The sequence below is a fragment of the Okeania sp. SIO2C2 genome (assembly GCF_010692625.1).
Classification (GTDB): domain Bacteria; phylum Cyanobacteriota; class Cyanobacteriia; order Cyanobacteriales; family Microcoleaceae; genus Okeania; species Okeania hirsuta.
On record NZ_JAAHGM010000020.1, the window covers coordinates 25,264 to 49,522 of the forward strand.

18 protein-coding genes and 2 pseudogenes are annotated in these 24,259 nt (G+C 37.4%); 7 read left to right on the forward strand and 13 right to left on the reverse strand.

Annotated elements, in window-relative coordinates; genetic code table 11:
* Positions 1–13 precede the first annotated feature (13 nt).
* Both F6K18_RS17740 and F6K18_RS17745 read left to right on the forward strand, forming a co-directional pair.
* Complete coding sequence (locus F6K18_RS17740) at positions 14–1,147, forward strand: sulfotransferase (protein WP_287522586.1); 1,134 nt, start codon at positions 14–16, stop codon at positions 1,145–1,147.
* A 587-nt stretch (positions 1,148–1,734) separates the two neighbouring features.
* Positions 1,735–3,066 (forward strand): MFS transporter, encoded by a 1,332-nt coding sequence (locus F6K18_RS17745; RefSeq protein ID WP_287522588.1) that lies wholly within the window; start codon positions 1,735–1,737, stop codon positions 3,064–3,066.
* Positions 3,067–3,843: 777 nt separating this feature from the next.
* Here the strand turns inward: F6K18_RS17745 and F6K18_RS17750 are convergent.
* Positions 3,844–4,692 (reverse strand): nucleotide disphospho-sugar-binding domain-containing protein, encoded by an 849-nt coding sequence (locus F6K18_RS17750; protein ID WP_353735105.1) that lies wholly within the window; start codon positions 4,690–4,692, stop codon positions 3,844–3,846.
* Between the two features lie 112 nt (positions 4,693–4,804).
* On the opposite strand from F6K18_RS17750, the gene F6K18_RS17755 reads away from it, so the two are divergent.
* Positions 4,805–5,875: an RNA-guided endonuclease TnpB family protein gene (locus F6K18_RS17755; RefSeq protein ID WP_287522590.1), complete on the forward strand. Its 1,071-nt coding sequence runs from the start codon at positions 4,805–4,807 to the stop codon at positions 5,873–5,875.
* Positions 5,876–5,954: 79 nt separating this feature from the next.
* Here the strand turns inward: F6K18_RS17755 and F6K18_RS17760 are convergent, their stop codons facing one another.
* The 4 genes from F6K18_RS17760 to F6K18_RS17775 form a co-directional block, all read right to left on the reverse strand.
* The gene (locus F6K18_RS17760; protein ID WP_287522592.1) at positions 5,955–6,482 is read right to left on the reverse strand and encodes a hypothetical protein; all 528 of its coding nucleotides are present in this window, start codon (positions 6,480–6,482) and stop codon (positions 5,955–5,957) included.
* Between the two features lie 20 nt (positions 6,483–6,502).
* Positions 6,503–7,780, reverse strand: coding sequence for a glycosyltransferase (locus F6K18_RS17765; protein ID WP_287522593.1), 1,278 nt, complete (start codon positions 7,778–7,780; stop codon positions 6,503–6,505).
* A 47-nt stretch (positions 7,781–7,827) separates the two neighbouring features.
* Positions 7,828–8,712, reverse strand: coding sequence for a UTP--glucose-1-phosphate uridylyltransferase (locus F6K18_RS17770; RefSeq protein WP_287522595.1), 885 nt, complete (start codon positions 8,710–8,712; stop codon positions 7,828–7,830).
* 307 nt (positions 8,713–9,019) lie between these two features.
* Positions 9,020–9,166, reverse strand: coding sequence for a hypothetical protein (locus F6K18_RS17775; RefSeq protein ID WP_287522597.1), 147 nt, complete (start codon positions 9,164–9,166; stop codon positions 9,020–9,022).
* A gap of 209 nt (positions 9,167–9,375) precedes the next feature.
* Between F6K18_RS17775 and F6K18_RS17780 the strand changes: the two genes are divergently transcribed.
* From F6K18_RS17780 to F6K18_RS17790, 3 genes and pseudogenes are all read left to right on the forward strand, one after another.
* A complete protein-coding gene (locus F6K18_RS17780; protein ID WP_124143178.1) occupies positions 9,376–9,738 on the forward strand; it encodes a Lin0512 family protein in 363 nt (120 codons plus the stop codon).
* A gap of 1,435 nt (positions 9,739–11,173) precedes the next feature.
* Positions 11,174–11,398 (forward strand): annotated as a pseudogene (locus tag F6K18_RS17785) (IS1 family transposase); the annotation flags it as partial.
* Positions 11,399–11,780: 382 nt separating this feature from the next.
* Positions 11,781–12,077, forward strand: a pseudogene (locus tag F6K18_RS17790) (IS1 family transposase); the annotation flags it as partial.
* Positions 12,078–12,669: 592 nt separating this feature from the next.
* Here F6K18_RS17790 and F6K18_RS17795 read toward each other — a convergent pair.
* From F6K18_RS17795 to F6K18_RS17825, 7 genes are all read right to left on the reverse strand, one after another.
* Complete coding sequence (locus tag F6K18_RS17795; RefSeq protein ID WP_287522599.1) at positions 12,670–14,346, reverse strand: M14 family metallopeptidase; 1,677 nt, start codon at positions 14,344–14,346, stop codon at positions 12,670–12,672.
* A gap of 542 nt (positions 14,347–14,888) precedes the next feature.
* Complete coding sequence (locus F6K18_RS17800) at positions 14,889–15,023, reverse strand: hypothetical protein (protein WP_287522600.1); 135 nt, start codon at positions 15,021–15,023, stop codon at positions 14,889–14,891.
* A gap of 9 nt (positions 15,024–15,032) precedes the next feature.
* Positions 15,033–15,611 (reverse strand): CPBP family intramembrane metalloprotease, encoded by a 579-nt coding sequence (locus F6K18_RS17805; protein WP_287522602.1) that lies wholly within the window; start codon positions 15,609–15,611, stop codon positions 15,033–15,035.
* Between the two features lie 745 nt (positions 15,612–16,356).
* Positions 16,357–16,509, reverse strand: coding sequence for a hypothetical protein (locus tag F6K18_RS17810; RefSeq protein WP_287522603.1), 153 nt, complete (start codon positions 16,507–16,509; stop codon positions 16,357–16,359).
* Complete coding sequence (locus F6K18_RS17815; protein ID WP_287522604.1) at positions 16,493–17,560, reverse strand: DUF3326 domain-containing protein; 1,068 nt, start codon at positions 17,558–17,560, stop codon at positions 16,493–16,495. Before F6K18_RS17815 ends, F6K18_RS17810 begins: the two co-directional genes overlap by 17 nt.
* Before the next feature lie 161 nt (positions 17,561–17,721).
* A complete protein-coding gene (locus F6K18_RS17820) occupies positions 17,722–17,916 on the reverse strand; it encodes a hypothetical protein (RefSeq protein ID WP_287522605.1) in 195 nt (64 codons plus the stop codon).
* Positions 17,917–18,142: 226 nt separating this feature from the next.
* Positions 18,143–18,463, reverse strand: coding sequence for a 2Fe-2S iron-sulfur cluster-binding protein (locus F6K18_RS17825; RefSeq protein WP_124143172.1), 321 nt, complete (start codon positions 18,461–18,463; stop codon positions 18,143–18,145).
* A gap of 1,159 nt (positions 18,464–19,622) precedes the next feature.
* Between F6K18_RS17825 and F6K18_RS17830 the strand changes: the two genes are divergently transcribed.
* Positions 19,623–19,997, forward strand: coding sequence for a hypothetical protein (locus F6K18_RS17830; protein ID WP_287522606.1), 375 nt, complete (start codon positions 19,623–19,625; stop codon positions 19,995–19,997).
* Positions 19,998–20,902: 905 nt separating this feature from the next.
* On the opposite strand, the gene F6K18_RS17835 is transcribed toward F6K18_RS17830, so the two are convergent.
* Positions 20,903–23,644, reverse strand: coding sequence for a phycobilisome rod-core linker polypeptide (locus F6K18_RS17835; protein ID WP_287522608.1), 2,742 nt, complete (start codon positions 23,642–23,644; stop codon positions 20,903–20,905).
* Between the last annotated feature and the right edge of the window lie 615 nt (positions 23,645–24,259).

Here is a 24,259-nt window from a genome sequence, read left to right on the forward strand (position 1 = left end):
ATCCTTAATCAAAATGAGTACCAAAATTCTTCATATTCAAAAGAAAAATCGCACCCCTGCTAATACAATTGCTAAACTAGAGGATTTTGATTATCAGGAAGGGGAAACAATTGACCCCAAAACGATTATTAAAAATCCTAATATTAGTTTATATTGTCTCGACGCACAAAATCAACGAGCAATTTTTGTAGAAACTCCCTTAGATATCGATCTTTCTCAGGCAGCCTTTTTTTATCATGCTCAATATGACCATGCTCAGAAATTAATTGCTGTTCCTTTGGCTGAAATTCCACAATTAATAGAAGAAATAGAACCAATTAAAAATCTAGTAATAATTTATTCTGTAGGGCGTTGTGGTTCGACTTTACTAAGCAAAGTATTTAACCAAGTAGATAATGTGCTTAGTTTATCTGAACCTGATGTTTTTTCCCAAATAGTAGGAATGCGAAATACTGATGGTAGTAATGATGATGAAATAGCTGAATTACTTAAGCTTTGTATTTATCTTGTAAGCAAACCTAATGTAAGAGGAAAATCTTCATGCTGTGTCATAAAATTGCGGAGTTTTTGTATTGAATTAGGAGAATTAATACACAATGTACTTCCTAATTATAAGGCAATTTTCTTATATCGAAATGCTGAAGATTATGTAAAATCTGCTATGCGTGCTTTTGCCTTTATGAGTTCGATACTTCCAACTATCAAAGAAAACATAGAACGTTACAGTAAAGCTATCCCATTGCTCAAGGATTATTCTAATTATATTGATTTTACAGACCTTAATGCAATTGATTTATATACAACTATGTGGTTATCCGTGATGCAACGTTATCTATACCTCTACAAAAAAGGTGTTCCTGCTTGTGCCGTTCGTTACGAAGATTTAGTAGCAAATCCACAATTAATAGTGACATCTATTGTTCAGTATTGTGGATTACCTATTTCTGAAGTTGATAATGCTTGTAAAGCCTTTACTAAAGATTCTCAAAGTGGCTCTAATTTGTCACAAGAAAATACTCGTAATAATCAAATAGATAAACCAGATATTGTAGATATTCGCCAAAAAATTTATCGGTTATTAGAGAAACATCCAGAGATTAAAATACCAGATTTTATTGTTCCTGGTACTTTAGGTTATGACAAATAAAATTACAAATCATGATCGCCTCAGTATTGCCCAAAAGATTTCCCCCAATCTTAAGTAAATATAGAACTAATTTCAGCAATTAACAATTAACAATTAACAATTAACAATTAACAATTAATAATTACCTCTTCTTAAAACGGATAGGATTGAGTCAAAGGACTTTTTTTATTTTATCCCCTATCCAAGGGGATGCTTCAAGGCGTGAATTGTTGAATGAATAATTATTAACTATCAACTCTTAATTATTAATTAGGGCTTGCTGATTAAATTTAAAACCATTGACATATAAAGGTTGAGCGCATTTTTGGGTCTAGCAATTGTACAAGGTTTTCGTTCTAGGGAACTCAAAAAGCTAGGATGTAGGGTTGACTATCGCAGAAAAATCAAGGGATAATTCTTCCTACTACCTCCTTTAAATCCCCCATTTCTCCTGTCTCCTGTCTCCTGTCTCCTGTCTCCTACCTCAGCAAAAAGACTTTTTCAGCAAACCCTAATTATTAATTATTCGGTAATTTATGATTCATCTAACTAAAATTAAATGAAATATAATCTCATACTTGCTCCAAGGCCATAAATAATACAAAAAGATGAATCTGACCAAAAAAACTATCGCAGCTTTTGTCTCTCCCGCAATACCCCTTTCCGCTCTTGGTCTTCCTCTTTTGGTCTACCTCCCCCCTTTTTATGCAGAAGAAATGGGACTTGGCCTTTCTCTGGTGGGCACAATTTTTATGATTACCCGTTTCTGGGACGTTTTTACCGATCCAGTTCTTGGTATTCTCAGTGATAAAGTCACAACTCCCCTTGGACGTCGCCGTCATTGGATTATATTATCTGTTCCCATTTTAATGATTTGCGTTTACAAAGTATTTATTCCCGAAGCACCAGTCACGGGAAATTATCTTCTGTTTTGGATGTTGCTGCTGTATGTGGGTTGGACTCTGTTGAGTATCTCTCATATGTCTTGGGGTGCAGAATTATCATCTGATTATTATGAGCGATCGCGAATTCAAGGTTGGCGAGAGTTTGCTCTAGTCTTTGGAATGTTAGCTGTCTTGATACTTCCAACGATTCTTGAGCAGACTAAGAGTGTTGATGCTGGGAATAAAGTTGCTGCTATGGGTTGGTTTACTATTGTACTACTGCCTATTACTGTAGCGATCGCTGTTTGTCATGTTGAAGAAAGACTTGTGACACCACCACCTCAACTTGGTTTGCTCAAGTCAACTTCTCTGCTGTTGAAAAACAAGCTACTAATGCGAGTTCTGCTGGCAAATGTTATGATTGGTCTTGCTCCTGGAATTATTGGTTCAATCTACATTTTTTTTGTTACTTATGCCATGGATCTAGGTCAATGGTCTAGTCTCATGCTTTTACTCTATTTCATTGCTAGTTTTTGTGGCATTCCTTTCTGGATGCGTCTTAGTTATAGCTTGGAGAAGCATCGAACTTTTGGTGTTGCTAAAATTTATGGTTGTATAATTCTCATTACTTTATTGCTAGTTCAACCAGGGAATTTATGGCTATATGCTTTAGTTAATATTCTGTTTGGCATCGAATCTGGTGCGGGAGCATTTTTGTTACGCTCGATCATGGCAGATGTTACAGACCATGACAACCTGGAATCTGGTACACAGCGTACAGGTCTGTACTATTCTTTGTTGACCATGACTAACAAAGTTGGTTCTGCTTTAGGAGTTGGTCTGGTTTACCCTATTCTAGATTGGATTGGTTTTGTTCCTGGAGGTACAAATACTCCCGCAGCAATTGAGGCGCTTAAATATATATTTATTTGTGTTCCTATCCCAATTAGTCTTTTAGCAGCGATCGCTATCTGGAATTTTCCACTTGATAGCGCTCGACAACAGGAATTACGTCGTCTACTAGCGGAACGTGATTCTGTGCTTAGTTCAGAATAATTTGAGCATAATTCTATAGAACACTGAAATGATATCAAATTCGGTAGCATTGATGTAATTAGATCGGGAGTTAGGAGGCACGAAAGGAAAATAATTTAGAAAAATTTGGCAATGACACTCAGATGGAACATTGATGGGGAGCTAAAGATATGGGGTAGATTGGGAGATGGGGGATAGCACAATTGTTTGGCGTTGCTTAAATGTAATGATAATTAGACATCTCCTCCACGCATAGGGAGTAGGCAGCTTTGCTGTAGGGAGTAGGCGTAAAGAATTGATAATTTCTTTGGAATAATTGATTTGATTTTTTATATCATGTTCCCCCGGAGGGGGAGCTACGCTAACGGTTGAATACTTACACTTTAGAGGAAGGAAGGCAGAAGGCAGCTTTGCTGTAGGCAGTAGGGAAAGAAAGCTTCAATGCCAGAAGTTTTTTTATATAGCAATGTGCGCTGGCATATTTACAAATTACAAGAACTGTCCAATAGCTAAAAGTCTTATATTATCATTTTCTTTGTGGGTTTAATACCCCACCGTCAACGGGGGTGTTCACGCATTACTTGGGGGAGCGTAGACGCGGAGCGACAGGTCGTTGACTATCCCCATGTAATTTTCCTCCTGTCTCCTGTCTCCTGTCTCCTGTCTCCTTCTTCAAAGGTTTTTTATTCCCTCTTCCGGAGCTGTTGCCTGCGCACAGCGCTATATAAAGTGCGACAAATGTATAACCGGATTTCAGATCAGGAGAAAAGTAGAAGTTGAAAAATTGTTTCTGCCTTCCTAGTTTATCGTTCCTGCTAAGACAGGTTTTCCTGTAGATACTGCTTGTTCAATAATATCAGCAGCACGAGTTACCCCACCCGATCGCTGAATTGCTGACTGTAATCTCAAAGCATTTTGTTTATATGACGGTTTTGTCAGCACTTTAGAAATTGCCTTTTTTAACCGAGGTACAGTCAAGCGCTTCAGTGGTATAGCTTCCCCTGCTCCACTCCAAGCTATTCGTGCTCCTATTCCTGGTTGATCCAGAGCAATAGGAATAGCAATCATTGGTACTCCATTGTTTAAACATTCTAGAGTTGTGTTCATTCCTGCATGAGTAATAGTCAGAGTAACTTTTTGCAGCAGTTCTAACTGAGGTGCATATTTGACAACTAGGGGATTTCCCGGTAAGTTCGGTAGAGATTCTGGAATTGCTGAACCCCCCAGAGAAATTACTAACTGAGCATCCAACCCCTCACAAGCTGCTGCAATTTTATCAAAGATATCAAAAAAACGATTTACTAAACTTCCAAGAGAAGCATAAATTAAAGGTTTCCCAGTTAACTTATCCCAAGGGAAGGCAACAGGTTCTCTAGTACCTGAATAATGAAATGGTCCTGTGAAATGAAAGCACTCAGGCAAATTTTTCCTGGGAAATTCTAACTCAGCAGGTTGGTGACTAATTTGAGCTAATTGATAATTAGGAGTATCAGGCTGAGGTTGCAAAGGTAAATTCCATTGAGTACGATATTTACTCACGACCTCTATCAAAGGTTTAGCCCAGCGTCTAGATCTACGGTACTCAAATTTGTTACGCAGTTTTGCCCACCAGGTGGGGCTAACTACTGAAGCCAAATAATTGGACAAAGTTGGACAATTATTAAGAAATATTGAAAATATGCTGATGATCTGCTATCATACATTAAAATTATCTTAAAATAATTTAATAGACTTTATTTTCATGGCTTAACCTGTTCAAATGAAATCAATTAGGACCAAATTAAAAGTCAACAATTACCAAAGAACTATACTTGCCAAACACGCAGGTGTAGCTCGTCATGCTTATAATTGGGGATTAGCAACTTGTATAACTGAGTACGAATCAACTAAGAAACGGCCTAGTGCTATCACTTTGCATAAACGTTTAATTGCTGAAGTTAAAAGTGAAAATCCCTGGTATTATGAAGTATCAAAGTGTGCCCCCCAGCAAGCTTTAAGAGATTTAGACAGGGCATTTAAAAACTTTTTAACTATTCCCAAATGTGGATTTCCAAAATTTAAGAAAAAGGGGAAAAAAGACAGTTTTTACTTAGAAGGAAGTATCAAAATTGTTCAAGGAAACTATATTAAACTACCAAGAATAGGAATAGTAAAAACTTATGAAATCTTACCATCTGTACCAGTAAAAAATGTCACAATCTCAAAACGTGCAGATAATTGGTACATTAGTTTTAAATATGATGAATGTGAGCCCAAACCTCCGACTAAAAAACGAGATATTATCGGTGTAGATATTGGCATAAATACTCTAGCAACTTGTAGTGATGGAACAAGATTTGCTAATGTCAAAGCCTACAAACAAGCCAAAAAACGACTAACTCGTTATCAACGGCGTCTCAAGAAAAAAGAGCCTGGTAGCAAAAACAGAGCCAAAGCCGTAAAAAGACTAGCCAAGACTCACAAAAAAGTAGCTGATATCAGAGCAAACGCATTACATAAACTGACAACATGGTTAGCTAAAAACCACAGCACCATAGTCATAGAGGATTTGAATGTAAGTGGAATGCTGAAAAACCATAAACTGGCAAGTGCGATAGCAGACTGTGGCTTTTATGAATTTAGGCGTCAGCTATCGTACAAGTGTAAATGGTATGGCTCAAAGTTAGTAATAGCTGATAGATTTTATCCAAGTTCTCAGCTCTGCTCTCATTGTGGGCATCGACAAAAAATGCCGTTGAGTATGAGAACTTACGAATGTAGCAACTGTGGTTCAAGAGCAGATAGAGACTTCAATGCTGCTATCAACCTAGAAAACTATGTGCATCAGTAGCTTGAGTTCCAAGCGATTTTAAGCCTGTGGAGAAGATAAGTTACAGACTGCGGTCAGTGGTCTTCAGTGAAACAGGAAGCTAGCTCCAAAGCTCAAAATACCATTTTGGGTAAGTTTGGGTAAGTTTAGTAGAACGGTTATATTTCCAGTTAGTGAAAATAGGAGGAACGGTATTCTCTTGAAGAGATAGCACTACGCTATAAATAGTGATAAAAGGAATTTTGAGAAGCTCGGCGATCGTTGCCCCTCCTGTTGAAACCGAGTCAATAAGCAAAGCATCTATGCCAGCATGTTTGATAATTTGTGGAGCATCCTGAAGAAAAGCATTTGCATCTTTTTCCAAAATTGTAACTACAGCATAGCGAAAAGCAGGTATGCCACTAAGTTGACTGAGATGATCCAAATATTCTGTCATCACTCTTTGAGGAAGTTCTTCTTTACCATAGCCAAGATATTCTAATCCTGCTCCCAGTACCTTAGCTTCATAACCAACTATTCCAATAAAGGTGACGCGATGACCCCGCCTTTTTAATTCTTGTGCCAAAGGTAGCATTGTATTTAGATGTCCTGTAAAATGTGTAGGACAGATAGCACCAAAATGAGTCATAATAATTAATTTTCTCCTAGTTATATAGTTCCTGCTAAGACTGGTTTTCCTGTAGATACTACTTGTTCAATAATATCGGCAGCACGAGTTACCCCACCTGCTGTGTCAATCGCTTTCTGTAGTCTCAAAGCATTTTGTTTATATGAAGGTTGTGTCAATACCTGGGAAATGGCGTTTTTTAACCTAGGTACAGTCAAACGTTTCAGAGGTACAGCTTCTCCTGCTCCACTCCAAGCAATTCGCGCTGCTATTCCTGGTTGGTCGTTAGCAATAGGAATAGCAACCATTGGCACTGCATTATTTAAACATTCCAAAGTTGTATTCATACCTGCATGAGTAATAGTAAGAGTGACTTTCTTGAGCAACTCTAACTGGGGCGCATATTCCACAACTAAAGGACTTCCTGGCAAATTAGGTAAAGATTCTGGAGTTGCAGACCCACCCAGAGAAATTACTAACTGAGCATCCAACCCCTCACAAGCTGCTGCAATTTTATAAAAGACATCAATCAGACGATTTTGCACAGTTCCCATAGAAGCATAAATCAGAGGTTTTCCTGTCAATTTATCCCAAGGAAAGGAAACAGGTTCTCGACTACTGGAATAATGATAGGGTCCAGTAAAATGAAACCACTGGGGCAAATTTTTCCTGGGAAATTCTAACTCAGCAGGTTGGTGACTAATTTGAGCTAGTTGAGAATAAGCATCACCAAGTTGAGAGTATAGAGGTAAATTCCATTGGCGACGATACTCAGCTACTACTTGCGCGATCGGTTTTCTCAGGCGTTTATACAAAGCATAACCAGCTTGATTGCGTAATTTTGCCCACCAGGCGGTGCTATATTTCCAGTTGGTCAAATAAGGGGGGACATTCTCATCTGGATTTAATACTACTGCGCTACAGATAGTGATAAAAGGAATGTTGAGAAAATCGGCGATCGAACCTGCTGATGAAGCTTGGTCAATTAGTAAAGCATCTACGCCAGCATTTTTGATAACTTGCGGAGCATCCCGAAGCAAAACATTTGCCCCGTCTTTAAATAGGTTAATGGTATAGCGAAAGGCAGCTAACCCGCTAAGTTTACTCAGCTGATTTAAAGATTCTGCCATCCCTCCTTTGGGATATTCTTCTGTACCATAAGCTAGAAATTCTAATCCTGCTGCTAATGTTTTAGCTTCAGCATCAAGCACCCCGATCATAGTAACGCGATGACCGCGCCTTTTTAATTCTTGCCCCAAGGGAAGCATTGTGTTTAGGTGTCCTGTCGATCCGGGACATATTAAACCAAAATGAGTCATAGTAAGTTTTTCCCTTGTGTTCTAAATTTTTCTCTACAATGATACTCTCAAGCATTACGAAAATCAATCATTGTCTGCCAATACACATCTGGCATTCCGGTGTCAAAGCATCTCCCTTTTACCAAATACCCGTTCATTCCTTCTGTTTTTTGCAACTTATCTAAACAAGATGTCAGTTGAAATTCTCCTTTTTCTCTAACATTTTGTTTGATATTTTCTTCTAGGTAATCAAATATTTTGGTTGTCAATAAATATATGCCAAAAACTCCTAGAAATTCATCTTCTTTCATTCCTGCCACATGAAGTTTTTGTCTGGCATAATTTAGTTCTGGTTTTTCATAAATTGTATCTATATTAATTATGCCATCGGCAACTAAACTCCCACTAATACAACCATAATGATGTATTTCTGTCCCTGGTATTATTCTCACGCCAATTACACTTTTATTGGTCTGTTCGTAGACTTGCAAAATTTGACTTGCACAAGATTTTTTTACCTCTGAAGTATAAATATGGTCTCCTAGTAATAACACAAAAGGTTCATCTCCCACCCACTCTTTAGCACAGAAAACTGCATGACCATAACCAGCTTGTTCTGACTGAGTTAATAGAGTAATTTTACTGCCTAAATTTTGTAAATATTCACAATATTCTTGTTTCTCTGGTGAAAGTTTCTGATAATAACTAGGGATAGCTTGGAAAAAATCTGTAAAAACTTGGAAATCGCTTTTTTGTATTACTATTCCCACATTTTCTATTCCTGCATTTATGGCTTCTTCCACAATTATTTGAATTATCGGTTTTGCCCTACCATCCTTGTCAATAATCGGAAATAGTTCTTTTTTGACAACTTTAGTAGCTGGAAACATCCGAGTACCAAAACCTGCTGCTGGAATTACTGCTTTTCTAACTTTAGCTTTTGATTCTGTCATATAATTTTAGTTTTTTGGCTAACCAATAGACTTGTCGCTTGATAACTTAAAAAATCCCCAAAACCTTTGTTATGTAAGGATTGTAGCTATTAGTAATACAAAAGTATTGGAATTATTGCTCTGTCTAGGTTGGAGCGATTTCTTCCCTCTATTTAGCGACAACTCTCATAAATGATAATGAATATGTTGGTAGTTTTTACAGTTGTCTCAATTTAATTTTTAACAAACTTTGTTTCGAGTTGTATACCATTGCTGAAAGCTATCAGTTTTTTTTGATCATTTTCTTTGTGGGTTTAATACCCCACCGTCAACGGGGGTGTTCAAAATTACTTGGGGGAGCGTAGACGCGGAGCGGCAGGTCGTTGACTATCCATAAGTAATTTTCCTCCTGTCTCCTGTCTCCAGTATAGCTGTCTCCTGTCTCCTTCTTCAAAGCATAGGATAATAGAATCATATCACGTCCGCTTGAATACTTATACTTTGGTGGAAGGAAAGCAGAGGGCAGCTATGCTGCTATGCTGTTTGCGTAGCATTCCGTAGGAAAGGGTTTCTTTTAATTGAAACTTATTCTATATACGCTACGATCCTACCGGAGATGATATCACTGGGAAATTCCTGGTGATTCTATTATTTTGAACAAATTGTAGTTAATTTTGGGTAGTTATGACGAGAAAACGTTTAATTATTGAAATGGGTATGGGGATAGACCAACATGGCCAGGAACCAACAGTAGCTGCAGCTAGAGCTGTCAGAAATGCGATCGCTCATAATGCTTTACCCGGAGTCTGGGAAGTAGCAGGTTTAAGTCATCCCAATGAAATGATTGTAGAAGTACAGGTGGCTGTACCTTATCCAGAAGAGGTGAAGGTAGAAGAAGTTTTGGCTGTATTGCCTTTTGGCCAGAAAAGTATCACTATTGAAGATGGGGGTATGGTAATACAGGGTAGGGCGATCGCTGAATTGGAAGATAAAAATGATGAAATGTTAATTGCTGTAGCAGCGGTTACTGTATTGGTAGAGACTTAAATCGGTTGTTTGGGTTTATACGGACATGATGTAGTTCATAGTTTTTGAAACAAGAAAAAATCTGCTATGCTTGACTACAAAATACATAGCAGATATATCTAGGTTACTTAGTTGAGGTTAATAAGTTAGTTGAAATTCACACTTACTATTATGAACTTTTTTTTTTGAAAAAACATCAATTTTTGCTGATCTTCATCAAATCTTTAAATAAGAATGGAGTATTTTAAAGTTCTGATGAAGATGGCTATATTTCAACTTGGTAGTTATCCCACCCTACTTTCCATTCCCAGCGCGTAGTGTTATAATTCCTTGAAATTTGAGTGAAAGCTCTCATTAAAATGAAATTAAATCAACTCACTTGTCTGTTCTTATGCAGAAAAAAACAGAATAAATCAGCCTTGGCAACTGAAATAACTGGTTGATAAAAATAAAGTTTTAAGTGTTAGGTGATATCATTTCCGTTTAATAGCGTTCAGGAAAAACTTTCTTCTCTTCTTAACTCCTGACTCCTTCATCGTTATTTATAACTCACATTCCGCACTTCAATTTGTAACATTAAAAGTAGTAGAAAAATCCGTAATATCATGTCCGTTGGTATCGTTTGTGTAAAACTTAGCGTGGATATCTACAGGAAATTTAAGTTTTTTTCTTGCTAAATTGCCTTCCTGTTTGTTGCCTGTTGCCTGTTGCCTGTTGCCTGTTGCCTACCTTTGCTATACAATACCGATGCTACCGGACATGATATAACTTGGTAGATATTTATACTATATAGCTCCTACATTTGACCTTTCTCAGCAGTCAGATTCTCAGGAAAATATTAAGTATAAATACTCAATTATATCATGTCCGCTGGGGCGCGTTTGTGTAAACCCAAGGGTGAATATCTACAGGGAATTTAAGTTTTTTTTATTGCCCTTAAGTATTCCTGCCTGTTCCCAGTTAAGTGTTCCCAGTTAAGTGTTCCCTACCTTTGCTATACAATACCGATGCTACCGGACATGATATTACTTACTCCTATTGACAACTATAATTGTCTCCTGTCTCCTGTCTCCAGTATAGCTGTCTCCTGTCTCCTATTTTTTATACGACATTTTGTCGTGCGGAATGTAGGTTATAAGTATTCAACCGGACATGGCATAATACATAATTATTTTGGTGTTGGTGATTTGAGGTATGATATCATGCCTGGATAATTAGTTAACAAAAAACTTTCGGTAGTCCTGTATATGTAGTGATCAGTCAATATAAATGATTAGTTCTTGACATTAATCTTGAAAATATTAAGTTTTTCCTGCTCAAAAAAAATCAAAATTATTGCCTAGGCGATCGCTACATATAATCAGAGATCAAAATATCAGGAATCAATCCCAAGTATCCTGAAAAAAAGTATGCTATTATCTATGACAGTAATCATAAAAAAATCTCTATAATTCAGATGTCAAATCATCAATTAATCTGTCCTAGTTGTGGTAGTAATTATATTGTCAAAAACGGGACTATTCACAACAAAAAACAAAAATATCAATGTCAAAATAGTCTCTGACAATTTGTCGAAAATACTCACAGAAATTATATTAGTCATGAAACCAAAGAACTGATTGATCAGTTATTACTAGAAAAAATTAGTTTGGCTGGTATAATTCCAGTAACAGGTGTGTCATAAAAATGGCTCCAGAATTAGGTCAATAATAGAGTTGTCGCTAAATAAAGGGAAAAAATCACTCTAACCTAGACAGAGCAATAATTCCCAGCATTTTTGCTATCCAATAGCTACAATCCTTACATAACAAGGTTTTTGGGGGAATTTTAAGTTATAAAGCGACAAGTCTAATAAGTATGCTCATGTTTCACAGTCTATTAAATGTACAAAAAAAACAGGTAATATTATGTCCGGTAGCATCGGTATTGTATAGCAAAGGTAGGCAACAGGCAACAGCTCCGGAAGGCAACAAACAGGAAGGCAATTGAGCAAGAAAAAAACTTAAATTTCCTGTAGATATCCACGCTAACTTTTACACAAACGATACCAACGGACATGATATAAACTCACTATCCAATGTGATGAAATGTGGTTATTTGTAGGTAATAAAAATCACAAACAATGGCTCTGGTTAGCTCTGGATATAGAGAGTAAAGAAATTGTGGGTTTTTACTTAGGGGAAAGAGGAGAAAAAGGGGCATTAGGATTGTGGAATTCATGACCAGGTATCTATAGACACTGTGCAGTTTGTTATACAGATTTTTGGTCAGCTTACGATCTTGTTTTTCCTGATTTAAGACATAAATCAGTGGGGAAAGAAACAGGTTTAACATCTTATATAGAAAGATTAAATATAGCGCTGTGCGCAGGCAACAGGCAACAGGCAACAGCTCATCTGGGGGAATAAATTGCCGATAATATAAGATTTTTAGCTATTTGGCCACTCCTGCAATTTGTAAATATACCAGCGCTCATTGCTATAATACTTGACGTCAAAGAATTTCTCGGTTGGTCAGAAAGAGTTTATCCTTTTCTAAAAAGCTATAAAACCATTTAGGAGTTATTTGGTATTTCATTGATAATTATAATGAAGCGTTGGCGGATCCTAGCGGCAGCTATATCGCCTGACCACCATTTGATCACTACATATACAGGACTACCAAAACTTTCTCTTATACTACTCTTTCTTCTTATTTCTTCTCTCCTGACTCGGTTCTCCTGACTCCCCCTCCTGGGAGGGGTTAGAGGTAGGTTGACTCCTAAAGAATAGACATCTGGTAAAAATCCAAAATAAAATCAATTCTCACACATAAATTATCAATTATTTCCCCTCCTGGGAGGGGGAGGGGCGAGGGGTGGGTTCCCTACTGCCTACAGCAAAGCTGCCTACTCCCTCTTTTCTGGAGATATCTAATTAAGATTAATACCATACACGATTTTCAGCAACGCCATTATTTTAAAGTAATCACAGTTTTCACCACACCTGAACGTTGCCCCCGCGCCGTCATTTCAATTTCACAACCAGCAAAACCTTTAACCACCCATTCAACATGACAACGATAATCATTACCTTGAGCAAAATTAGCAAAAGCTTTATTCGATCGCCCCTCTAAATGACCTATTTCCTGTAACTGCTTCCCACTAAGCAACATTACACTTTCAGGCAAAGTCAACATCACCTCTATAGGTCGAACACTTTTTCCTTTCCTAGCTTTTTCACTGGTATAAGTAGGCAAAAATCCCTGATTTTCCAACTGCACCACTACCAAATAAATATCACCACCCTGATGCTCAACTACCGTCTGACTCACTGCCAAACGAGGTGACATCAAAGCATGATAAATAGCAAACTGACAATGTTGCTCGCACAACTTTGGTAAATATTCCACAGGAGCATTTTGCCAAACCTCCTTATGATTCCATCCACCAATTTCTACAGTACCCAGTTGCGGATGTTCAAACGGTTGCCAGTCAATAAAACCCTTCCCACCCAACTTTTCATCATTCCACTGCATCAATTTCAGATCGTCTGAAACAGGATGGTGTCGTAACCACTTAACATAATCCTCCTTCTCAACTCCTGCTGCCGTAGGTGCATCCCAAAGTTCTATAACAAAACCAAACCAACCAAAGCGCTCATAACAATAATCATCCATTGCACCATAAGTCTTCCGATTAGCAGGATAGCAAAAGTTATGATAAACCGAAACACATTCATAACCAGTAATTTCAGTACCCTTTTCCCCAATCAACTTGTAAATTTCTAAATCCTTCACAGGAAAGCGGTGGTCTGGGTAAATGCTATAAGGACGTAAAATTACCGCAGAAAAGGTATGATAACTAATAAAACCATTAATATTAGAATGCTCCCGCCAAAATTCTGCTACAGCACGAGTTTCCGGTTCAGAAAAAGGAAAATCTCCAGCACCTTTTTGTTTTCCTTCCGGTTGCCATCCATAAGGATAGTTGCGATTAAAATCCATTCCTTCCAGTGCAGGAGCAATTTTAATATCATAACCATTATAGTTTTTGATAATTCCCTCTGGCAGAATAGTGTAGTAAGTGCCTCCAAATTCATCGGGTTCGCGACGCACCATTATTCTAGAGTCTTCTGGCGAAATTTTCCACGCTCCACAATCATCTTTGAGTCGCATCTGCAAAATTAACCCATCCCCATTTACATCTTCCCAGTGAAGTCCGTCGCGTTCTTCGGGATATGGATAATGACGAATACTCGATCGCAATCTTTGGGGAGTTGTTAAATATTGTTCTGCTCCGTCAACAGCAATACGAGGTAATACATAAACTGTGTAGTTGTCTAATAAACGAGTAATTTGAGGTTCCCTAGGGTAATTATTTAGTAGATGATAAATAATATATAGAGCAACAGCAGAACCTGTAACTTCTCCAGCATGAATATTAGCATCTATCCAATATCCAGGTTTTTCTTTTGCTTTTCCTGTATTTTGATTAGTAACAGTAGCTAAGAAAATATCCAGTCCGCCGTAGCTTTTACCAATAACTTTTAACTCAATCAAATGGGGATTACTTTCACTCATTTGATATAAAAAATTAACCACTTCTTGATATGTATAGTAGTGGCTAAAGTCAAACCCTGATTCTGTCATCTTAAATTATTAAGTCTCTATCTATGTAATTAAATTAGAATAAGTATTTGTTGGAATTATCAAGCCAAACTGGAGACTAACATTATCAGTTTTAACCATAATTATTAAACTCTTTGTGACTATTAGAAATGTCCAATAAGAAAAAATAAAATCAATTATCGCACATAAATTATCAATTATTTTCCTTTACCGAAAAATTCAGGTATAAAGCCTCTCCATTCATGGAGAAAAAGCGGTCGTTTGCGGAGCATTCTGTAGGATGGGATGGCGTTAGCGGAGCGGGTCTGCAAGAACGGGTCTCCTCGCCATATCCAATCGACCAAGAGAAGAAAAAAATCCTTTTATTCAATCTTCTTATTTATAAGAAGAGGTAATTCTAAACTCTTAATTCTAAATTCTAAATTCTAAATTCTTGAATCCCTACTCCCTCTTTTGTGAAGATGCCTATTTGTAATTAGGGCTTGCTGATTAAATATCAAACCATTGACTGATATTGGTTTTAGGCTTTTTATGTCTTGAAAAAGTATGAGCTTTTCGGTAGCTTAGGTTAAAAAAGTGAGGATTTTCACCGAAGCAAAAGCCGAAAAATCACTCTGACAATTCTTACTCCTACCTCCTCGCTCCCGACCCATTTCTCCTGTCTCCTGTCTCCTACAAAGAGCAAAAAGACTTTCCATAAGCAAACCCTAATTATGTTCCCACTTCCACATACTACTAGAAATCAAATTTGTCAAAATGTGCGCAATAATTGGTATTAATAAATTACCTGTTGCTAAAGCACTATATCCCAACACCATTCCAACTATTATTGCCCAAATCATATAAGGCCATTGTTGCTTACCACTCAAATGTAAAACACCAAAGAAAATACTTGAAGCAATTAATGCCACTGTATCCAATCCCAAGGCAGACAAAATTACACCTCGAAATAACAATTCTTCACTCAATCCTGGTAGTAACCCCAACCAGATTAAATCGGGCCATAACAAAGGAGTCACAACTAATTTAAGATATTGATCTGCACTACGACGGTAGGTAGGCCAAATGCGATAAACTAAGGAACTGGCGATAGTAATACCTAAAGCGATCGCTACTCCCCACAATAATGCTCTTGGATTCCAACTCACAGGTAATAAATTCACACCAAGTAGCAAGCAGGTTTTAGAGATTGCCAGTAATACCAATGCTGTTACTCCCATTGCCACCAATACTTGAGTACGAGTTAGAGGCTCGATTTCTGGATTTTCAGGAATTTGCTCTGTCACTTGTCCGCCATCAAATTAAGTTTGGATTTTATATTTAACTATTGTACAGGATGGTATAGCAGAAGAAAGAAGGAAGAAGAAAGAAGGAAGAAGGAAAAACCTTGCCTTGTCTGAGTTTGACCGCACTTTTTAAGATAGTGAGGTACAGTTCAATATTAATCTCTATCCCCTCTTTCCTACTCCCTCTCTTGGTGCGCGTTCCCTCACAGGAGTAAGCATTCCCTTGCGTTTGGTGCCGACGCGGGGTCGCACCGCTACTCCCAAGATGTACCTCATCCACTAGAAAACTGCTGTAAGCTTTTTATCCCACATTCCGCACTTCATTTTGCAACATTAAAAGTAGTATAAAAAAAACCGTGGCTTGGTAGGTATTTAGAGCTTGCTGATTAAATCTAAAAGCATTGACATATAAAGACAAGTGCCTTTTTGGGGTCGAATTGCAGTGCAAATTTTTCAGCTATTCATGCTCATGCATGGCTCGTATTTTAGGCTCATAGTTGGACAGAAAAATCTCAAATTGACAATTGTTACTCCTACCTCCTCGCTCATTCCCATTTCTCCTGTCAGCTGTCTCCTGTATTCCCCTCCTGGGAGGGGGAGGGGCGAGGGGTGGGTTGTCTCCTACCCCTACTAAAAGACTTTTTCAGCAAACCCTATTTATACTATGCAAATCATCTCAATTACTTTTTTCGTTGATCAAATTCTGAGTAAACAATTAAGCATAAATACTTGCTTGATTATGTACTCAATCACGATAGCTATGATTTTCTCCTAAATTCTGACTCCTGACTCGGTCCTCCTGACTCCTTCTTCTATATATAATACATTTTGTGGTGCGGAATGTGGGTTTATATGTCCTAACCTTTGCTTCGACTGCTGTACTACTGAATTTTGGCAATTGGTAATATTTCTGGCCTTAATGCCTCTGGATTAATGCCAGACCGATGAGCAACCAATACCCCCAACGCCTCCAAATATGAATTCACCTCTAATGCTTTTATCCCCAAACTTTCTGGTGAAGCTTGCATTTGAGTTTGATTTTCTCTAACAGCAATAATTTGCGCTGGAGTTTGACTGAAATTCATTACTGCACTACCGCCACAAGCAGTAGCAGGTACAACCACAGCATCTACTTGTTTTGCCAAAATGGTATTAGGGAGTAAGGAACTATCTTTTGTTTTTACTAATTGGGGCGCTCGACTCAATCCCACTAATACACAAGGTAAAAATGTGTAACCAATTTCTTCCGCAGCAGACCGAGGCGATAAGTTAGGGTCTAAAGGTAGAGGTAATAAAGCAGGAGCATGAGCACAGGGAACCTGAAAAGTTTTGACAATCAGATGACTAATAACTGCTTCTGCACCAGCTAAAGGGTCAACTCCTTGTCCATGGCGATATAATTGTAATCCTGTACTACCTTCATCATCGGGAAATCTGGCAACAACAGCGATCGCTTCTGCTTTAGCTTTGTGAATTAGAGTTTCTGCTGCTCGTAGTAAACTATCAGAATTAGCTATTGTGCCCCAGGATGCTCCAGACTCAGATTGTTGTAATTGTACTTCTAGTGGAGCATCTGTAATTATATAATCTGTCAGATTTAGCCCTAAAGTTGCTCTAGTCGCATCCGCAGCTTGTAAATGGCGCAGTTGCAATTCTGGCTCAATTCCTTGGTCGAGGATTAAACCCACTCGGTTTTGATGTACAGGTTGTAATCCGTACCATCCCTGAGCAAATTTGTCAAGGGCATAGCCTTCTACATAAAGAGCATTAGATAATGGCCAATATAGTTGTGCCCCATTCAGAACATTGGGGTGAGTAATTAGGAGGTCGCAAGTTTGTGCGATCGCTCGTGCCACTGGTAGAGCATCTCCAGCATAACCACCAATAGATGCACCGATACCAGTTGGAATAATTAAGACTACTGTATAAGGTTTTAAGTCGAAAGTCAAAAGTCAAAAAGTAAGTTCGTTTTAACAAGTTTTTGATTCAAGAATTTCAGCAGAAAAGCTAATTTTTAAACTCTATTAAAAATAATTTTAGGTTAGGTATTATCCTAGATAAACCCAACCCTAAACTCAACAATTATCAATCAAAAAGCATGAATAACTAATTAAACATTAGTGCTTAAACTTTCTGATTCAATTACAACAGCTTCTACATGAGCTGTTTGTTTTTCTGTATCTATCTTTGTCACTGCCCAACGTAGAGGTTCGCCACGTTTTTCTAACTCTTTTTCAATTTCTTGATTGAGTTTATTTGGTGATTCTTGCAGGTTAATTTCAGCATTAATAAAATGAGTAGTCATTTCAGTTATCAGTTATCTGTACAATGTTAAGTTAATTAGTTTACGAAATAAACTTTATTTACCGAATAATTAAGCTTTAAAGCCTCTCCTTTAAAGGATAAAAAAGCGGTCGTTTCGACCAAGAGAATAAAAATTTTTCCTTTTACCTTTTCTTTTCTAGGAGAGGTAATTATTAATTATTAATTATTAATTTTTAAGTCTTCCTTTTCATTCATTTTGAAGCTATTTATGAAGAACCAAATTGGCGATCGTAAACCTCATCTTCCTTTCCAGTTTCTATCTTTAAATTAGACCGAGGATAGGCAACACATAATAAGACATAACCCTCTGCTTGGAGTTCTGGACCAACTCCCATACCATCAGCTTGATCTACAGTACCCTCTCCAATAATTTTTGCTGCACAGGTTGTACAAACCCCTGCGTTGCAAGAATTAGGCAAACCTAGTTCAGCTTCCTCAGCAACCTCTAATATTTTTTTATCATCTGGCACCTGAATAGTGTGAGTTTGTCCCTGGTGTTGAATTTCAACAGTATAAGTCTTTGACATATTGTAATTTGTAGATTTAATTCCAGAGAGGAATTTAGGCTCCTTGATTTTATGAAATCCTATGTATATTAGCCCTTTTAGAGATTGAGGGCAACGCTAATTCTCCGAAATGAAACAAAATTTTACAATCCGAATAGTTACAAAATTTTTCAATATTCAAAAATCACTTAACTGAGAGAAAACTTATTTTTATCTTTAGAACTATTTTTTATTCAAATGGCATTTTTATTAACAGTAGGTATTACTAATTAAAGAAAACCTCAAAGTAATTTTATCTAGAAAATAACGTTAAAAATTTTATTTGATTTATTATCTGTTTTTTAGCTTTACTTCAAGACAAACTTAAATAGCCATGCTAGAAATATACAAAGGAAATGGTGCGGACATATCAAAAGCTTAAAACTCAGACAAAGCAATATTTTTCCTTATTCCTTCTTCTTTTTTTCTTCTGCTATACTATAAAAAAACCGGCGTTGCTGATTTGGGGTATGATTTGTATTTTTTTGCAATTGCTAAACTATATTAATGACAAATATTTGAGATTCTTCAGTTTTTATTTTCATACCTTGATTCAGCAACGCCAAAAAACCTTGCAGTATTAAAAAAAATAACTTAAGTAGCTAGACATAATTCAACGCAAAAGAAATGAGGCGTTGGTGAAACGCGTGTATGATATTAATCTTAATTATTTAGGAGTCAGTCCTCAGGAGTAAGGAGGAAACAAAGAAGAAGAAAGAATAGTAGAGGGAGAAAGTTTTTTGTTTGCGCTCTTATCCGGACAAGACATCATACCTCTTTTCACCAACGCCAGAAATGAAATTACTTGATTTCATCAAAACTATTATGTAGTTCATCAAACTGTCAACTTCTATACCTATAATCTCCTGATTAAAATTAATTTAAAAGTAAAATCAGACAGTTTTGATATTTTTATTGCTTGTTCTCTGTGTAGCTAATATCACAGTTTTTTAACATTGTTTTCTCCAATTGATATAATTAATTTCAACAGGACTTACACAGAGACTCTACTTATGGTGAGGGCGAATACCATTTGCTAACCTAGAGCTGCAACTTTATATGTCGCAGAGCAAAATGGTACTTTAAAAGTCAATTTGCGTAAGTCCTGTTCAATTCAATTTTCATTATCTTAGGAAAAAAAATGGAAGGTCAACAATACGAATTCGAGCAGTCTCAAAATGAATTGATTTTGGACTTATCCAACAAAATGCGCTTTGTGAGCTACTTTTTAATTGCTATTGGAGTTCTTTCTGGAATAATTGGGTTGTTTAGTGTAAATCCAGGTGCTATTATTCAAGGGGTTGTTCAGACATTCATTGGTATTTGGACTCTAAATGCTGCTTCTTCTTTTAAACTCATTGTTGATACAGAAGGTAATGATATTGTTAACCTGATGGGTGCTTTAGGTGAACTCCGGAAACTATATCGACTACAATATTGGTTATTAATTATTGCTCTAATTTTTATGGCGATCGCACTTGTTATAGGCATTATTGCAGGTTTTTTTAGTACCTAGTGCCGCTACGCGGAAGTTAAAAGTCAATCATTTTTGATTTGTAATTGTTTGAGGATTTTGTAACTGGTCAGTTATTTCCGCCATCTTGCACGAGTAATATCAAATCTGGAGAGTAGAGGAGTGGGGGAGTGGGGGAGTGGGGGAGATTGAATATTGAAGTAATTATAGAATTATCAACATATAGCAATCAGGACTTACGCAGAACCACCGCATCTTGTAGGGGTGAACTGTCGTTCATACCTAAAAATGGTGTCTGATAACAAATTCGGTTATCATGCACCACGTTTTTCCTCTTTCCTGGAGTTTAGACTAAATTTTGGAATCTTCAAATAACATCAAATCCGGTTAAACAGCCATAGAATGGTTAAGTTAGGAGGAGTCAGGAGTCAGTCCTCAGGAGTCAGGAGGAGAAAGAATTACAAAGATAAACGTAGTTATGGCGATTGAAGATTTTTTTTATGTCCAATTAAACGGATTTGATATAATCTACCCAGAAGCAATGAAGAATTGGAACTCACTACCCTTGGGTAATATCAGGGATGCGAATGTTCTTGATGCTCTTTATGATTTGTATTTTTTAGGGAGTTTGGGTCAGGAGTAGGTTATTCAAACTCTTCAAAAAGTCTTGCCATGGGACAATTAACCCATAGCAAAAGCTCTGGATAATTAACTTAAAAGTTGTTGCAATGCTGATACAGAAATAGTTTCTGCCTAGGTTCGACTATCTCACTCTTCTCCCTCGGCAAGTTTTCAGCCCGCTGTCATTAGTCTAAACTCCAGTCTTTCCCTATTCCCCCTTCTCCCTTACCTCTTCCCTCTTCCTTCTGCTATCAGAAATACCCTGCTATAAAAATTTATAGCAAGGGATAAATGCAACTTAAAACCTCAGAAAAATAATTACTGGTTTAACTGCGGTCAGCTATAGCTACAGGTTCAAAACTCGGTATAACCAAATCATCATTTTGCTTAGTTAACTGGTTATACAGTTTTTCAGTATTCGGGAAATTAGCAGCAGGTAAAGTCGGGAAGCGACGATAAGGAACAGTATCCTCGCCAAACATCTCAATATATTCAGCACTATTCACCATAGCGTTGATAAAACCTTTAATACCCAAAGTTGCCAGAATCTGATTATACTTACGAATCTCAACTTGATTGCGAGGAGCACGTCCTAAGAAATGTTTAGTACCAAGTTCAATTACCTTAGTATTAGGATAAGGTGTATAAAACTCCTTAACATAAAGTTTAGAACAACCTAACCCTTCAATAAATTCCTTGAGGTTGATTTCATCATTCCCTAACTTACTTTCTAAGGAAGAGAACTCACTCTTAACAATGTAAGGATCGATATCGCGTTCAAAAATCTGACGATAAGCAGCAGCAATAATCAATTTCACCTGTTGCTTATCTTGGGTACTTGTCAACTTAAATACCTTAGACTGCTCCCGTTGCTTGTTAACACCTTGACCAACCCGGAACTCAATATCAGGTTCAGTGCGCATTTCGGCAGGAGTACCCAACTCCACAAATCTTGGCGTAACTTCTTTCTCAACTTGTAGATTTTTGTCACCAATACTGCCAACTCTTGTATTTCGTAATGACAAACCACCAGGAGTTAGATAACGTTCATAAGGAATAGTATCTTCTCCAAAAGATTCATTGTATTCTTGACTATCGATGATTGCATCTACTAGAGCATAGAAACCCTTCTTGGCACAAATATCAAAGTAATAATTAATTTCCTTACGTCCATAAGTCGGACGACCTAACAACCTTCGGTGAATGTACTCAATAGCTTTGCACACATACAAAGAACTCCAGTACATATTGCGGAAAGTATCAGACTTCGCTAAAGCACGAATGAACTCGCGAACAGTAATATCACCATTTTCTAGTTTGTTCTCAGCACTCTTTAGACGCTGACCATCGTAAACATCACGACCGAATACCTGACGATAAGCGGCTGTAATAATTTTTTGAGTAGAACTTTCAGAAAACTTAATGCTAGCACCGTTGCTGCCACCAGAGTTACTAAAACCACTACTAACATAACCTCCAGGCAGTTGGTCAAGTTTGAAAACCTTTGGACCAAGAGAACCAGGATTTTTAGCTCTTGCACCAGGGTTACTAATTTGGCTATCAATACCAGCACCCTGACGAATTAGAATCCGACGAGTATCTTTGCCAAAAGGTGCAGGACGATTTTTGGGACTACGGGTTTCTTTCGGGAAGATTGCCCCAAACTGGATTTCTAATGGATCGTTACCCATACCATAAACGTGTTGGTCTGGCAAGGGCTGATTGTAGTCAGCAAATAAGGTAACAAATTGAGGTACCTTTCGGAAAGGGGCACTATAGTTAAACAGATCTATTTGTGGTCCCCAGTTACGACATTCCTGAGCCTCTTGACCTAAACCACGCAGATATGGTACTGTCTCTTCACCAAAATAATCCGAGTATTCTTGAGAGTCCACCATGGCATCTACCAAGGCTGACAAACCACCTTTGGTAACAATGTTAAAGTATTTGCTGAACTCTTGGGGTGAACTCAAACCCCTACCCAGAAAGTGACGAGCTGCCAATTCCACAACACGACTATTGACAAAACCTTCATAAAACTGTTTCCGGTACAAAGGAGATTTACCCAAACGACGGATAAACTCTTTCATGGAGATTTCGCAATTTTTGGCTTGAGATTCCAGGTAGGAAATATTCAAACTATAAGCTCGGACAATATCCCTTTCAAATACTTGGCGATAAGCAGCTTTAATGACATCCTGTTTCTCGAAGTTAGACAAACCAGGTTTCATCACAAATTTTTGTCGCTTTTCAGCAGCATTAAAGTAAATTTGTGGTAGTTCTAAACCTTGTTGGTCTGAACTTTGGCCCCGGCGTTGCTTATTAGAGGGTGTTGAGCCACGGAATTCAGTTAAAAGGACATCAAAGTATTGCGCAACAATCTCCCTTGCTTCCTGGTCTTGAAAATATCTAATCGAAGCTTGTCGCATCTGTTGGATAGCTACAATTGTAGCTGCAGAGGAACAGGCATTCTCAATGATTTCTCTTAAACCACGAACGTTGACTGAGATAATATTAGGGTCTCCCGCCACAATAGCGTAAGTAATATAGCGTAAGAACCAAGATAAATCCCGCAAGGATTTGGTCATATTAACTGGACCATACCGAGACACACTAATTGGCCTAAAACCAGCAGGTACAGGGCCAGCACTACTAGCTCCTAAATTAGTGAACAGCGAGCGTATACCCTGAAGTGGGTTGTTTTTACTTTTGTTCTCTACATAAGTAACAGTACCTAGCTTCATGCCTTCAGAAACTGATGTTGTTGCAGCCGTAACAGCACTCATGGCCATTTCTTCTTCATCTGGCTTTTCTAAAAAGGCTAAAGGCGAACCACCAGTAAAAATAGTATTGGCAGCAACAGAAACAATTCTTTCTGAATTATTAGTCAGTATCTGAGCAATTTCTAAACGTTTTGCTCCTGAACTAAAAAAAGTTGCTAGTTCATCTAGTTCTCCTTTTCCTAAAAAGCGGTCTTGTTGTTCCGCTTGAGAAATAGTTGATACTGGTACAGTTTGATATAGTTGCGGACGTGCAACTGAGCTTCCACCACTTGCTTTGACAGTCATTCGATTATTATTGCTCCCTATTTTGAAGTTTTTACAGCTTCTATTCAGACTGTTAGCTTGAATTTTTATGACATTTCCCAGACATTTTCTCTAGAGAGTAAGTATGGGTTTTTCTGAAGTTGCAATGAAGATTTTCCCTACTGTAAAAGCTGGTTTCCACAGACTAGAAAATATTCTTTACTATCTGTGTTTTATTGACTTTCATCAGCAACTTAATTGATACTTAAGGCGATGCCCCACCTCAAAGTTTATATCTTATTTAAGCTACTTTCTCTGCTTACCTCTGGATTATTGCTGAAAGCATAGTTATTTTTCTTAACACCATACTTGCTGAATTTCCACAGATAAACTACTGTAGCTTTACATCAAAATTTTTCGTTCAGATGTTTCTCACATCAGCATTAGAAACCTATACCTTATTTTTGCAGATATTCAGTTAGAATATCCTTAAAAACTAGGCTGAATTTATATTAAGTATTGCCTAGCCCAATGTACCTGTTTTATTTCTAATCTTGGCTTAGTTATTTAACCTTAAGTTGTCTAACACTAACCATATAGAAATATTGAGGCATAAAGAAAGTAAGTATTTTTGCTATTTTTATGTTCTAGCTTTTC